The organism is Telluria sp. B2 (assembly GCF_051789535.1).
Lineage (GTDB): Bacteria > Pseudomonadota > Gammaproteobacteria > Burkholderiales > Burkholderiaceae_D > Telluria.
This window is the reverse complement of sequence record NZ_CP196525.1, coordinates 4278316-4291272: the sequence shown is the minus strand read 5'-3', so window position 1 is coordinate 4291272 and position 12957 is coordinate 4278316. Positions and strand designations below refer to the sequence as shown.

10 protein-coding genes and 1 pseudogene are annotated in these 12957 nt (G+C 59.7%); 6 read left to right on the top strand and 5 right to left on the bottom strand.

Features of this window, described 5'->3' with window-relative positions; genetic code table 11:
* Window positions 1–73 precede the first annotated feature (73 nt).
* The 3 genes from ACSUZJ_RS19020 to ACSUZJ_RS19010 all read right to left on the bottom strand — a co-directional run bounded on the left by ACSUZJ_RS19020 (window position 74) and on the right by ACSUZJ_RS19010 (window position 5364).
* On the bottom strand, window positions 74–1273 hold the full coding sequence (locus ACSUZJ_RS19020) for a right-handed parallel beta-helix repeat-containing protein (protein ID WP_499410768.1): 1200 nt from the start codon (window positions 1271–1273) through the stop codon (window positions 74–76).
* Between the two features lie 368 nt (window positions 1274–1641).
* Window positions 1642–3861 (bottom strand): S9 family peptidase, encoded by a 2220-nt coding sequence (locus ACSUZJ_RS19015; protein ID WP_499410766.1) that lies wholly within the window; start codon window positions 3859–3861, stop codon window positions 1642–1644.
* A 99-nt stretch (window positions 3862–3960) separates the two neighbouring features.
* Window positions 3961–5364 (bottom strand): MATE family efflux transporter, encoded by a 1404-nt coding sequence (locus ACSUZJ_RS19010; protein WP_499410764.1) that lies wholly within the window; start codon window positions 5362–5364, stop codon window positions 3961–3963.
* A 214-nt stretch (window positions 5365–5578) separates the two neighbouring features.
* On the opposite strand from ACSUZJ_RS19010, the gene ACSUZJ_RS19005 reads away from it, so the two are divergent.
* From ACSUZJ_RS19005 to ACSUZJ_RS18985, 5 genes are all read left to right on the top strand, one after another.
* A complete protein-coding gene (locus ACSUZJ_RS19005) occupies window positions 5579–6487 on the top strand; it encodes a DnaJ C-terminal domain-containing protein (RefSeq protein WP_499410762.1) in 909 nt (302 codons plus the stop codon).
* A gap of 11 nt (window positions 6488–6498) precedes the next feature.
* On the top strand, window positions 6499–6810 hold the full coding sequence (locus tag ACSUZJ_RS19000) for a chaperone modulator CbpM (RefSeq protein ID WP_499410760.1): 312 nt from the start codon (window positions 6499–6501) through the stop codon (window positions 6808–6810).
* Window positions 6811–6893: 83 nt separating this feature from the next.
* A complete protein-coding gene (locus ACSUZJ_RS18995) occupies window positions 6894–7523 on the top strand; it encodes a type 1 glutamine amidotransferase domain-containing protein (RefSeq protein WP_499410758.1) in 630 nt (209 codons plus the stop codon).
* A 353-nt stretch (window positions 7524–7876) separates the two neighbouring features.
* Window positions 7877–8725, top strand: coding sequence for a DUF6731 family protein (locus ACSUZJ_RS18990; protein WP_499410756.1), 849 nt, complete (start codon window positions 7877–7879; stop codon window positions 8723–8725).
* An 8-nt stretch (window positions 8726–8733) separates the two neighbouring features.
* Window positions 8734–9171, top strand: a complete 438-nt coding sequence (locus ACSUZJ_RS18985; RefSeq protein WP_499410754.1) for a hypothetical protein — start codon at window positions 8734–8736, stop codon at window positions 9169–9171.
* A gap of 806 nt (window positions 9172–9977) precedes the next feature.
* On the opposite strand, the gene ACSUZJ_RS18980 is transcribed toward ACSUZJ_RS18985, so the two are convergent.
* The gene (locus tag ACSUZJ_RS18980; protein WP_499410752.1) at window positions 9978–10898 is read right to left on the bottom strand and encodes a DUF2971 domain-containing protein; all 921 of its coding nucleotides are present in this window, start codon (window positions 10896–10898) and stop codon (window positions 9978–9980) included.
* A gap of 656 nt (window positions 10899–11554) precedes the next feature.
* On the opposite strand from ACSUZJ_RS18980, the gene ACSUZJ_RS18975 reads away from it, so the two are divergent.
* Window positions 11555–11914, top strand: a complete 360-nt coding sequence (locus ACSUZJ_RS18975; RefSeq protein ID WP_499410750.1) for a DUF3761 domain-containing protein — start codon at window positions 11555–11557, stop codon at window positions 11912–11914.
* 129 nt (window positions 11915–12043) lie between these two features.
* Here ACSUZJ_RS18975 and ACSUZJ_RS18970 read toward each other — a convergent pair.
* Window positions 12044–12952, bottom strand: a pseudogene (locus tag ACSUZJ_RS18970) (IS3 family transposase); the annotation flags it as partial.
* Between the last annotated feature and the right edge of the window lie 5 nt (window positions 12953–12957).

Here is a 12957-nt window from a genome sequence, read left to right as displayed (position 1 = left end):
GCGTTTGCGCGCCGGGGCCCTTCCTTTTTACTGCTGCTTATTGCTTACGGCTTCGATCAGCCCGGCACCATGCTTACTGGACTTCGTAGGCGCCGATGTCGATCTGGCCGCCCAGGGTCGAACGCGTGGTGTACGACGCGTTGTGCTTGTAGCTCGCAGTCGCTTTCAGCGACAGGCCGCCGGACGAGGTGCCCGGGTTCGAGCCGGCGTTGACGATCTGCGCGCCGGAAGCCGGACGCAGGTCGTAAGCCGCCTTGTTGACGAAGTCGCCCGAGACCGAGCGGTAATTGGTCTTCTGCACCGCAGAGGCCTGGCCGGTCACCGTGCCGCCGCCGCTGAAGATGTTATTGATCAGCTTGGCCGGCGTTGCCGCGTTCCGGATCGTGACGAACGTGCCGCGCGAGCTCTCGTCGTTCACGAAGGTGTTGTTGATCACGTACAGGTCGGTCTTGCGGTCGCCCACGCCTTCTTCGCCGTAGGAGACCAGGGCCGGATTGTTGTTCGAGGCCGGCTGCATGATCACGTTGCCGATGATGTAGGTGGTGCCGCCGTTCGGCACATTGATCTCGTAGCTCGGCTTGCCGGCCGCGGTCGTGCCGGTCTCGCCCGAACGCAGGCTCGAGAAGCGGTTGTAGGCGATCATGTTGTACAGGGCGCGCGACTTCAGGTTGTGGCCGACGTTGGCGTCGTGCGAGAAGTTGTAGCGGAAGTAGAGCTTGGCAACCTTGCCGATGTACAGGTTGTGGCTGTAGCCGTCGCCGTAGCCGTTGTGGCCGAACTCGTTGCGCTCGATGGTCACGGTGCTGGCGGTGTTCACGCCGCTCAGGATGCCGTTCTCGTTATCGTGCAGGAAGGAATTGCGCAGCGTGAAGTTGGTGCCCTCCAGGCGCAGGGCGGCGCCATTGCGGTCGGCCACTTTGGCGCCGTACATCTCGACGTTGTCGACGGTGACGTTGTTGCCCTGGATGACCCAGGTGCCTTTCGACAGGGCGGCCTTGCCGTTGGCGTTGATCTTCGGACGGCCGTTCACGCCGCGGATGGTCAGGTTGCTGGCCTTGATGGCACAGACGTCGCCGGAATAGGTGGCAGCCTGGATTTCGACGATGTCGCCGGTCTTGGCGGCGGCGAAAGCCTTGCATGGGGTAGCGTAAGTCTTGCCTGAACCGACGCTGAGAGTGGCTGCCGAGGCTGGTGCTGCAAAGGTGGCGCCAACGACCAGGGCGGAGACGGCGAAAGCGATGCGGTTGGCGGCGTTGATACGGATCGATTGCATGGTGTTCCTCGTGTATTGCGCGCTGTTGAGAGCGTCTGTGAGATCAGGAACACGCAGAATACCGCGAGGAATTAATTCTGTGGGGACATAATTTGTGTCTGGAAACTAAACAGCCGAGTTCGAAAAAGACACATTCCCATAGGAAAAAACGTGCCTATTGGCATGCAAAAAGGGTGCGAAAAAATTTTGAACACCGTGGCGTTTACGAGACAGTATCTGTTGACTTTTTGCGTAATGACGGAACATTTAGTTCCTACTCGGAAAGACTTTTTTTCCACGCGGAAAATTAAAAGGGCCGGAAAACCGCTGGGGAAGCGGCTTTCCGGCCCTTTTTACAACGCTTGAGCGTTGCCGGGGCTAGCGGGCGATCAGTTCGGCGCGGTGCCGCCCAGGTTCTTCTTGAAGAAGGCCTCGATCAGTCCATACACATGGCGCTGGCTGGTGCGGCCCGAGATGCCGTGCTTGGCGCCAGGGTAGGTCATCAGGTCGAACTGCACGTTGCGCTTGACGAGTTCGTCGATCAGGCGGGTGCTGTTGGTGAACAGCACGTTATCGTCGGCCATGCCGTGGATGAGCAGCAGCGGCGACTTCAGGCCGTCCAGGTGGGCGAACACGCCGCTGCGCTGGTAGGCTTCCGGATCGGACTTCGGCGTGGCGCCGACGAACTGCTCGGTGTAGTGGGTGTCGTACAGCGCCCAGTCGGTGACAGGGGCCACCGAGACGCCCATCGCGATCTTGTCCGACGCCGCAGCCAGCAGGCGCAGCGTCATGAAGCCGCCGTAGCTCCAGCCGAACACGCCGACGCGCTTCGGATCGACAAAGCTCTGCTGGGCCAGCCAGTCGATGCCGGTGACCTGGTCTTCGACCTCGTTCTTGCCGAGCTTGTTGTAGATGACGTCGGTGAACGCGCGTTCGCGGCGGCCCGAGCCGCGGTTATCCAGGCGGAACACCACGAAGCCTTGCTGGGCCATGTACTGGTCGAAATAATTGCCCCAGGTGCGGGTCACGCGCTGCGAGTGCGGGCCGCCGTAGGTGAACAGGAAGACCGGATACTTCTTCGTCGCATCGAAGCCGGCCGGCTTGATCATCGAGTAGTACAGGGTCTGGCCATCCCTGGCCTTGATGGTGCCGTACTCGGTCGGCAGGTGGTCCGGCAGGTATTTCGCGTACGGATGGTTTGCGTTCAGTTCGTTGTGGGCGAGCCATTCGACCATGGCGCCGTCGGCGCGGCGGATCGACACCTGCGGCGGGGTGCGCGGATCGGAGTAGGTGTCCACGAAAATCTTGCCGTTGCTGGCAAAAGCAGCCTCGTGCCAGCCGTCGCCCCTGGTGATGCGGGCCGGCTTGTTGGCCGTGCTGCCGTCCAGCGCCAGCGCATAGGTCTGCTTGTCGATGACGGCATCGCGGTTCGAGGACACGTAGACCTTGCCGGCCTTTTCGTCCACGGCCAGCACGTTGTCGATGCCCCATTCGCCGCTCGAGATCGGGTGCAGCAGCTTGCCGTTCAGGTCGTACAGGTAGAGGTGGTTGCGGCCGCTGCGCTCCGAAGCCCAGATGAAGGCCGGGCGGTTCTTCAGGAAGCGCAGGTCGTTGTGGATGCTGACCCAGGTGGCCGAGGTTTCGCTCAGCAGCGGACGCTGCTGCAGGGTGGCGGCGTCGACCGCGACCAGGTCCAGGCGTTTCTGGTCGCGCGTCTGGCGCTGGAAGGCCAGGGTCTTGGCATCAAGACTCCAGTCGGCGCGCACCAGGTAGATGTCCTTGTCCGGACCCAGGTCCACCTTGCGCGACACGCCGGTTTCCGGCGACACGATGAACAGGTCGACCAGTACGTTCGGGTCACCCGCGGCAGGGTAGTGCTGGTCGATCACTTCGGTGCGGTCGGCGAAGATCTCGAAGCGGCGCGCTACCGGTACCGGGGCTTCGTCGTAGCGCTTGTAGGCAATGGCGGAATCGTCCGGCGCCCAGTAGTAGCCGGTGGTCTGGTCCATCTCTTCCTGCGCGATGAACTCGGCCTCGCCGTTGTGCACGGTGCCCTTGCCATCGGTGGTGAGCTGGCGCTCGGCGCCGGTCTTCAGGTCGATCACGACCAGGTTCTGGTTGCGGACAAACGAGACGTAGCGGCCCTTCGGCGAGATCTTCGGGTCGAGCACATTGCCCGACGCTACCTTGCGCGCGGCATCCGGCTTCGCGACGTCGACCAGGTAGAGGTCGCCGGCGATCGGCACCAGCAATTGCTTGCCGTCGGGCGACCAGCTATAGCTGATGATGCCCGACAGGCTGGCCGTGCGGGCGCGTTCGCGGCGCGCCTTTTCCTCGAGCGACAGTTCCTCGTTCGGGACGAGCTTCCTGGAGTCGACCAGGCGGCGCGTGGTCTTGTCCTTCATGTTGTATTCCCACAGGTCCTGCTGGAACTGGTTGTCGTCGCGGCCGCGCAGGAAGGTCACGCGTTCGCCGTCGGGTGACACTTTCAGGGTCTTGACGCCGGGACCGGCGAGCGAGGTTTCGCCGTGGATACGGTCGAGCGTCAGGCGTTCCGCGGACGCGGGCGCGGCCGCAAGCGCGGCCAGGAGGCAGAGGAGAAGGCGCATTGTTTGTCTCGTAAGTTTTGGCTAAATGCAACGGACGAGACAATACCAGAGTGGGCCCCCAAAAGCAGTACATACCTGGGGAATGCAACAGCTTTTGCCTTAATGCGTCGCGGCACGTACTTTCTGGCGCGACAGCCGGTCGAAGGACCAGGTCAGCAATACTGCCGCAATCGTCAGCCCCAGCACCAGGCCGATCCAGAAGCCGGTGGTTTCCATCGGCGCGCTTGGGGCCAGGCCGAACCAGGACGGCGCGATGCCCAGGAGATAGCCGAGCGGCAGCGAGAAGCCCCAGAAGGCGACCAGCTGGATGATCATCGGCGGGCGCGTCACCTGGTAGCCGCGGATCGCCGAGGCGGTAGCGACCTGGGTCGCATCCGACAACTGGAACAGGGCCGCGAACAGCAGCAGGTGCACGCAGGCTTCCTGCACCGCCGGGTCCGAGGTATAGGCGCGCGCGATTTCCCAGCGGAAGATGGCGATGAAGGCGGCCGACAGCACCCCAAAAGCCACCGACATGCCCACGCCCACCCAGGCGACGAAGCGCGCGCGCTGCGGATTGCCTTCGCCCATGGCCTGGCCGACGCGGGTGAGCAGGCCGATGCCAAAGCTCAGTGGCACCATGAAGACCAGGGACGCGAAGTTCAGCGCGATCTGGTGCGCCGACACCTGCACCACGCCGAAGCGGGCCACCAGCAGGCTGATCAGGCCGAAGGCGCTGACTTCGGCAAAATAGGTGACGCCGATCGGCAGGCCGAGGCGGAACATGTTCTTCAGCTCGGCCCAGTCCGGGCCTTCCCATTGCGTGAACGGATAGGTCATGCGGTAGGCACTGGACAGTTTTGTCCACGCAACCATGGCGAACAGCATCAGCCACATGCCGACCGCGGTCGAGACCGCGCAGCCGACGGCGCCCAGCCGCGGGAAGCCCCAGTTGCCGAACACCAGCAGCCAGTTGCTGGCAACGTTGAACAGCAGGCCGAAGATGGCGATCACCATGATCGGCTTGGTCTGGTTGATGCTGGTCGTGTAGCCGTACAGCGCGCGGTAGCAGGCAAAGGCCGGCATGCCGATGCTGATCACGTGCAGGAACAGGGACGCCCGGCCGGCCACGGCCTGGCCCAGGCCGATGTGGTCGAACAGCAGGGTGCACAGGTTGGCAAGCAGGCAGGCGACCAGGCCGACGATCAGGCCTTTCCACAGCGACTGGCGCACCGAGTGAGGGATCTTGTCGTAGCGCCCACCGCCGATCTCGTGGGCGACGACGGTGTTAATCGACATCATCGTGCCCATCACGGTGACCAGCACGATCGACCAGACCGAGGTGCCGAGCGACACGGCGGCCAGCTCGTCGGCGCTGACGTGGCCCGTCATCGCCACGTCGGCCACGCCCATGCCTACCGTCGCCAGCTGCCCCACCAGCATGGGCCACGACAGCTTCCAGAGCGTGGCGATTTCGGTGCGGACGGGCGAGGAGGTATTGCTGAGCGTGGCGCTGGTGGTCATGGGCAGATTCTTGTTATTGAAAACCCCTGATTTTACTGTCTAAGAGCCAAGGCCATGGTTGCCCGTGTCAGGCGTGCGCCGCGAGCGCGCATGGTGGTGACGAACTTTAATTTCTCGACCGCGCCCCCATCTGTCGGCCAGACGGCAGCGTGCGCCGTGGGCATCGTTCGACACGGGTGCGTTGCGACCATGAAGACAATTGCGGGAGTGCGCTGTGGAATACAAGGACTATTACCAGACCCTTGGCGTCGACAGGAATGCATCCGCGGACGACATCAAGAAGGCGTACCGCAAGATGGTGCGCAAGTACCATCCCGATGTCAGCAAGCACAAGGATGCGGACCAGAAGACCAAGGAAATCAACGAAGCTTACGAAGTACTCGGCAACGCGGAAAAGCGCGCGGCCTACGATGAGCTCGGCCGTGGCTACCATGCCGGCGAGCAGTTCCGTCCGCCGCCCGACTGGGGCGAGCAATACGATTTCGCAGGCGCCGGCGCGGACGACTTCTTCGCCGACCTGTTTGCCCACGTCGGCCGCACACGCCGTGGGGGCGGCAGCTTCCAGATGCGCGGCGATGATATCCACGCCGCGATCACGATCGACCTGATCGATGCCTACCAGGGCGCGACGCGCACGGTGAGCCTGCGCGTGCCGCGCCAGGAAGGCCCGGGGCGCGCAAGCATGCAGGAGAAAAAGCTCAACGTCACCATCCCGCGCGGCGTGACCCCGGGCCAGCAGCTCCGGCTTGCCGGGCAGGGGCACGAGGGGCACGGCGGCGGCCCGCCGGGCGACCTCTACCTGGAAATCCAGTTCGCACCCGACCCGCGCTACCGCGTCGAGGGCACCCACGTCTACGCGAACGTGCCGGTAACGCCCTGGGAAGCCGCCCTCGGCGAGAAGGTGGCGGTCCCGACGCCCTCGGGCACGGTCGAGGTGTCGGTGCCTGCGGGCTCGCAGAGCGGGCGCAAGCTGCGCCTGAAGGGCAGGGGCATTCCCGCCAATCCGCCCGGCGACCTCTACCTCATCCTCGACGTCGTGCTGCCGCCGGCGAACAGCGACAAGGCGCGCGCGATCTACCAGGCAATGGCGCGCGACCTGGCTTTCAATCCGAGATCCGCTTGAGGAGGTGAACGATGTTTGCGAACGACACGCTGACTGGGGTGTTGATCGATGAGGTGGCGCTGAGCCTGGACGAGCTCGCGCGTGCATGCAGCGTCGAGCCGGACTGGGTGGTGCGCCATGTGCAGGCGGGCGTGCTGGGCGCGGCGCCGGCGCTGGAAGTGGCGCGCTGGCGTTTCCGCAGCAGCGACCTGGCGCGGGCGCGCCGGCTGCTCGAGCTGGAACGGCATTTCGACGCCGACGAGGAACTGGCCGCGCTCGTCATCGACCTGGCCGACGAGGTGAGGCGCCTGCGCGCCCGGCTGCGCGCACTCGGCCTGGAATAAAGTCCGAAGCGCGCGCCGTGTACGCATGCGTCCTCCTACAATCGATAACAAATGATTCACATTTTGTTTATAGCGGAGGTTGTATGGAGCAAAATATTCATGGGGGCGTCGATCTGCCGGACGAAGGCGTCGATGTATCGCGCACGCTGCATGGCAAGCGCGTCGCCGTGCTGATGACCGATGGCGTGGAGCAGGTCGAATACACCGGGCCGCGCAGCTTCCTGGAACAGCAGGGCGCCCAGGTGATCCTGATCTCGCCGAAGGCCGTGGGCGAAGAGGTGCAGGGCGTGAACCACGACACGCCGGGCGACAAGTTCAAGGTCGAGATGAACATCAAGGACGCGCAGCCGGCCGACTTCGATGCGCTGCTGCTGCCGGGCGGGGAGGAAAATCCGAAGCAGCTGCGCAAGGACGAGGCGTCGGTCGCCTTCGTTCGCGAGTTCTACGCGACCGACAAGCCGATCGCCGCGATCTGCCATGGGCCATGGGTGCTGATCGATGCGGGGATTGCCGAGTCGAAGAACCTGACCAGCTATCCGGAGATCCAGGACGACATGCGGGCAGCCGGGGCCGAGTGGGTCGACCAGGAAGTGGTCATCGACGAGAAGCTGATCACGAGCCGCAAGCCGGATGATATTCCGGCGTTTAACGAGGCCTTGTTCAAGGCGCTCAGGGTGGATGCGCAGGGGGCGGATATGGGGCCGAGTTCCTGATGTAAGTTTGTGATGTATCGCGCGCCCGGCTCGGGCGCGTTTTTCTTTCTACCCACTGCGGTTAATATGCTTGACGTTACCAAGCGTTAGCGTTGGCGTGGGGCCGCAAAGTGAAGTTTAAGTAAAATAACGCAAGTTGGCGGTCCCTAGTGATGTGAGATAGCTCTAAAGCTGGCCATCACGGCGTGCAGGGATCGCAGCTCGACGATACACTGTTTCCGCCAATGTTTCTGCGGTTCATGGATGCTAGCCACAGCGTCTTCCCGGATTGCCGTAGTCCCTGCGTTTGCAGTTGCCCAAATGGAACGCGTGGCCATGGGCGGCGCGCTCAGGTGACCAGAAGCGCAAATGCAATGCCGTTACCAGATTTGCTGCAGGGAGTTTCTGATTTGCCGCTCGAGGCGCGTATTCGGCGTATTTCTTATGGCGAGATGCGATTGGACCACGTCGAGCCGCCCAACAGCGAGAACAACGCATCACCTTATTGGCTTCTTGATTTTGTGAAGCTGCGATTCGAGCATGGTCCCGGCCGTGTAGGGAAGCGCACCGCGATTGCTGGCTTCGACCTAGGCGAAGATGAAGGGTTTGGCGAGGAAACTGCTGCGCTATACGATGTCGAAACCGGATACATTCTTGTTCAGTACAACCATCACGGGGTACGAGCATCGGCTATCGAAAATTATTTCAACGTTTTAGACCACGATCCTGGCGCAGTTCGTGGTTATGAAATGGTGATGAAGCTTGATGCAACATCGGAAATTAAACTTGCACAGAAAAATTTTATTACCAAGCTTAGTTTTAAAATTGCACCAGGGAAAATGACCGCCGCTCATCGAGCCGCGAATGTGAGTCTTGATCAAGTGTTGCGACTTAATGCCGAGCAGCACGGTAATACGATTGAGGTCAAAATTGCAGCAGCCCCACGTGAAAATCTAGTTACACAAAAGGTTTTCGCCACAATCGATGCTTTAAAACGTATGGTTGCTGCTGACCAGGAAGAGGGCACACGAGTCGTATCGCAGTTCGTGGTTAATGGTAAAGTTGACGCTTTAGACAAAGCTGACGCTATTAATATGATCGCGCCTAAGCTCGAAGTGACGGTCGATCAGCTGATGCTCGGCGATGATCGACGTTATACGAAGCGATCGCGCTGGGACGGTTTACTGCGTGCTCGTCGGGGCTGGCAGGACATTATCGGGTGATATTCTAAATGGGGCTGAGATTTGAAAAATGGCATCCGCTGGTGATCGGCCTCACAGCCGGCATCGCTTGGGCGTACCTTTTTCAGCGTTTCGGATTCCATTTGCCGGCAGACGAAAAAGAATTTTTTGCGGCTGCATTAAGCATGGGGGCTGTGTTAACCGGCTTTATTGCGACCGCTCAAGCGATATTAATGGCTTTGCCGAGCGATAGCGTAATGGGACGGCTACGCTCCACCGGGTATATTGACGACCTGATTTCGTATATTTCCTCTGCATTATTAAGCGGCTTCATATTTTGTCTGCTTAACCTGATTGGGTTTGCTCTTATTAGCAGTGCCTCGGTGGTGAAGCAAATTTATTCTTCGCTGTGGATATGGTTCGCTATATATGCGGGGCTTACGTTCCTGCGGGTATCGCGGGTTATGTTGAAAATTATGCGCGTTTGAAAACGCGTTTCAGACTGCCCTCTAAGCCGATTGTCAATTACATCTCAGTTTTTGCACTGATGGGCATCACGGGGCACAGTTTTCTCCTTTTTGGATGGGACATGTCGTCCAGATGCGGTTCCATTGAAAGCCCCATCGCGAAGCTCTCAAGTGGGCTAAGGAGCGTTTTTTTTCTCGTCGGACATAGGTTCCCTATGACGATCAAGAAAAAGCCTTTTTGTGGCGTGTGAAAGAGCTTGGGCGGCTGACGCTACCTCGCGCGCGCTTGAGGTGGAGAGACTCCGATAAATTTCGCAAACGGTAAAATGCTGGCGGAGGTCTCGGAAAGGGCGTACGAACGTGCAGAAACCGCCCCGGGCGCGGTCCAGATGCGAACGGAGTGTAAATGCCATTCTGTCTTGGTTGGGATGCTGACTTGGGGTGACAAGCTACGACCATAGGGCAGAAAAAAGAAAACCCGCTGACGAATCAGCGGGTTAGCGGAATTTTGGTGGAAGCGGAGTCCACCGAATAATCTTTTGTAACCCGCATGGATGCTAAGAGACGGTTTGATAACTCTAGAGCAATGCCCTTCGGCGCAATTTCGTTACGGCGCTCTTAGATGAATCAGAAGCAGATTGCGCGCTTGCCTAGACAGCAGCAAGAAGATCTCGGCCGTATCGAGTTTTCAAACAGTCTCTAAGGTTCTGCAGCTGGTAAGTGTAGAGTTACCCCAAAAGTTACCCCCTGATGACTTCGATGTCTCCAATCCTCTACGTTGTTGGAATGCTACGAGGAACTGCTGATTTTTCCGGCTTTCTAGAGATTTACCAGTATCGGAAAGGGGCTCTGCTATTCCCGATTATTACAGAATGCTTGAGCTTCTCAGTCGCTCGAAGTAGCTCACGCAGCGAATCGCAAGACAACTCTGGATAGGCACACGGGCCGACCACGATCTCTTCAATGCACGACACTAGGCCGTCTTGTAACAGATCAATTTCAACGTATGGTATTAGCATCGACTGGCCCGGTCTGTGTTTCAGCGGTAAGCGCACGTTATCAGATTTAGGATGATAGACAATGCGCCATTCTTTCTCTGCGTGAAACGCCGAATGCTTCAACAGCGGCGCAGCTTCGATCAGACGGTTTTCAAAGTCCGTACAGTAGGCTGGAATTTCGTAGTGCGGGAGATGTTCGTATTCATCTGAATCGGAAGAGGTATCGTCGAGCGTTGAGACGCTACTCATCTGGTCTATGACCCCGTATTCTTTGGAAAGAATGCTCTCTACTAGCTCAGCAACTACGCGCTTTTGCTCATCCTTTTCATAGATGCAGGGGTGGAGCTCCGCTCCGGCAGCGCTGGCTATCTCCTGCAGTTTTCCAAAGTTAAATCCAATAGCAAATCCTGGTTGGTTGCCAACGTAGCCCCTCCATTGTCCAAGCGAGTCGCGATGGGCCGAAAAAGATGCAACGCAGGTCCTGACGGCGAGCAGCGTACTTATCTCTTCACGAAGCTCGCTGAGCATCCCGACTTGACGCGGATCGGTGCCTGCACGGATGCGCGACGCAATTGCGACCTTTGCCATTTCGAATGCGTGCCAGAACTCTTGCGTGTCATTTAGGTAATGAATGCTAGTTGCCCATATCTGCTTCCTCGAAAGGATTCCGAGTAGGCCGATCTGATTTGTATAGTGGTACAGCAGTTTAGGATTTGGGCTCATATTCTTGCCGTAAATAAATGTCAACATTGTACCTACGGCTTTAGATCAGTGGGAGGCGAGGGCGAGTTTACTTTGCCTTAGCTACAGCTTCTATCGCTTGCTGAGCCGTCCGGGACTGCTCGACGAAGACCGACACTGCTATGCGCAATGCTCATCTTGCGGCACACGACCTCGGGCTGGGCCTGTCGGATATAGCACCACCACACGAGCATTAGGTGCTGGGACGGGGGCTGAGCGGACATAGGGGCCGCATCACTCGACGCAATCAATTGGAGCGGGGGGCGTGGCGAACTGGCACCTTTAGGCAGAAGAGGGAGGCTTGAGCGGCAGGTCAACGACGAGACGCGGCCAGATCAATCACGCACTCGACTGGTACGCGCCGCGCGCCAGGCAAAGCCAGCACCCGTGCCGCTACGTCCGCCGGCACGCCGCTGGCCGCGAGCATGCAGGACGCCGCTAACCAAGTGATCGCCGGAAGTAGGATTAGGGCCTGGTCGACTCTGCCGGCGGTGACGATGTCGGTACGTGCTTTCATGCCGACACGGTACCGCCGGGCCAACTCTCTTAGGTGAGCTTGTTCAACGGTACGCGGTACTGAATGCGATAACCCCGGTGACGCAACAATTTGTGAGTTTACAACGGTTGCTAGCTGGATATACTCGACAGCGACACGGCACGCCTAGATGCCGCCTGGAGACCAAATGAGAACCTTGTCCGCTGTCTTGCTCGCGCTTGCACTTGCCTCGTCGCTCGCTCACGCACAGCGAGCTCCAGATCAGGCACCGCTGCCACGTTACCAGCTCGTCGAGCCAGCCGAGCAGAAGCAGGCTCTACATCCACGCGCTGAGCCGGATGAGGAACAACTGTTATCGCGTCGCCACTATACGACGAGGGACGGGCGTAGAGTTCATTCGCCATCGAAGACGCAGGGGGACGTAGCGCCGGCCGGCGCCAGTGCGAAGTGTCGGGATGGCACGTACAGCTTTAGCCAGAATCGGCGGGGGACGTATTCACACCATGGTGGAGTACGAAGTTGGTTGTGAGCTCACAATAAAAGACCATGAACGACATTCCGAAAGAGGAAGCACTAGCTCTGCTGAGTTACAGGATGACCTGTGAGGACCCGGGCGATTGGGAACCCGTAAAAGTCCAGCTGAATCGCCACGGCTTCTCTAGACACTCGAGAGCCGCTGGAAATACTGCTTTTCGTACTCGACCGGTGACATGTCATTGCTGAAGCTGTGCCGGCGCTTCGGATTGTAGAACATCTCGATATAGTCGAAGATGTCTTGCCTGGCCTCGTCGCGGGTAGCGTAGATTCGGCGGCGAATGCGCTCCCGCTTCAGTAGCTGGAAAAAGCTCTCTGCGACAGCGTTGTCGTGGCAGTTGCCACGTCGGCTCATGCTCTGTTCGAGGTTGTGGGCTTTCAGAAAATCGCGCCAGTCGTAGCTGCTGAACTGACTGCCCTGATCCGAATGAACCATGACGGTTTGCTTGGGCTGGCGTCGCCAGACAGCCATCAGCAGAGCGTTCAAGGCCAGCTCGCGATCCATCCTCGACCCCATCGACCATCCGATGACCTGGCGTGAAAACAGGTCGAGCACCGCGGCCAGGTACAACCAACCCTCATGCGTGCGGATGTACGTGATGTCCGTAACCCAGACCTTGTTTGGCTCAGTCACATCGAACTGCCGCTGCAGGTGGTTGGGTGCCACCACGGACGGAGCGCCGCCGCGTTTGAAGCGGCGCTTGCCATAGCCTGTTTGCGAGTGCAGGCCAGCGGCGCGCATGATTCGATGAACACGATTGATGCCGCATTGCTCGCCCAGATCGCGCAGGTCGTCCGAGACTTTCCTGTAGCCGTACACCGCGCCGCTTTCCAGCCATGACTGCTTGATGTGCCCGAGCAGGCGCCGGTCTTCCTGGGCCCGATCGCTTTCCGGCTCGGCACGCCAGGCATAGAAACCGCTGGGATGCACCTCGAGCACTTTGCACAGCCGGCGCACCGGGAATTGGTCCTGTAACTGAGCAATTAAGGTGTACCTTACCCGGACGTCTTGGCAAAGTACACCGCGGCCTTCCTAAG

Bases quoted from the DNA above. Each gene is read 5' to 3' on its own strand.
- ACSUZJ_RS19010 (WP_499410764.1), bottom strand. From the start codon at position 5,364: ATGACCACCAGCGCCACGCTCAGCAATACCTCCTCGCCCGTCCGCACC.
- ACSUZJ_RS18980 (WP_499410752.1), bottom strand. From the start codon at position 10,898: ATGTTGACATTTATTTACGGCAAGAATATGAGCCCAAATCCTAAACTG.
- ACSUZJ_RS18985 (WP_499410754.1), top strand. From the start codon at position 8,734: ATGGGGCTGAGATTTGAAAAATGGCATCCGCTGGTGATCGGCCTCACA.
- ACSUZJ_RS19020 (WP_499410768.1), bottom strand. From the start codon at position 1,273: ATGCAATCGATCCGTATCAACGCCGCCAACCGCATCGCTTTCGCCGTC.
- ACSUZJ_RS18975 (WP_499410750.1), top strand. From the start codon at position 11,555: ATGCCGCCTGGAGACCAAATGAGAACCTTGTCCGCTGTCTTGCTCGCG.
- ACSUZJ_RS18995 (WP_499410758.1), top strand. From the start codon at position 6,894: ATGGAGCAAAATATTCATGGGGGCGTCGATCTGCCGGACGAAGGCGTC.
- ACSUZJ_RS19015 (WP_499410766.1), bottom strand. From the start codon at position 3,861: ATGCGCCTTCTCCTCTGCCTCCTGGCCGCGCTTGCGGCCGCGCCCGCG.
- ACSUZJ_RS18990 (WP_499410756.1), top strand. From the start codon at position 7,877: ATGCCGTTACCAGATTTGCTGCAGGGAGTTTCTGATTTGCCGCTCGAG.
- ACSUZJ_RS19000 (WP_499410760.1), top strand. From the start codon at position 6,499: ATGTTTGCGAACGACACGCTGACTGGGGTGTTGATCGATGAGGTGGCG.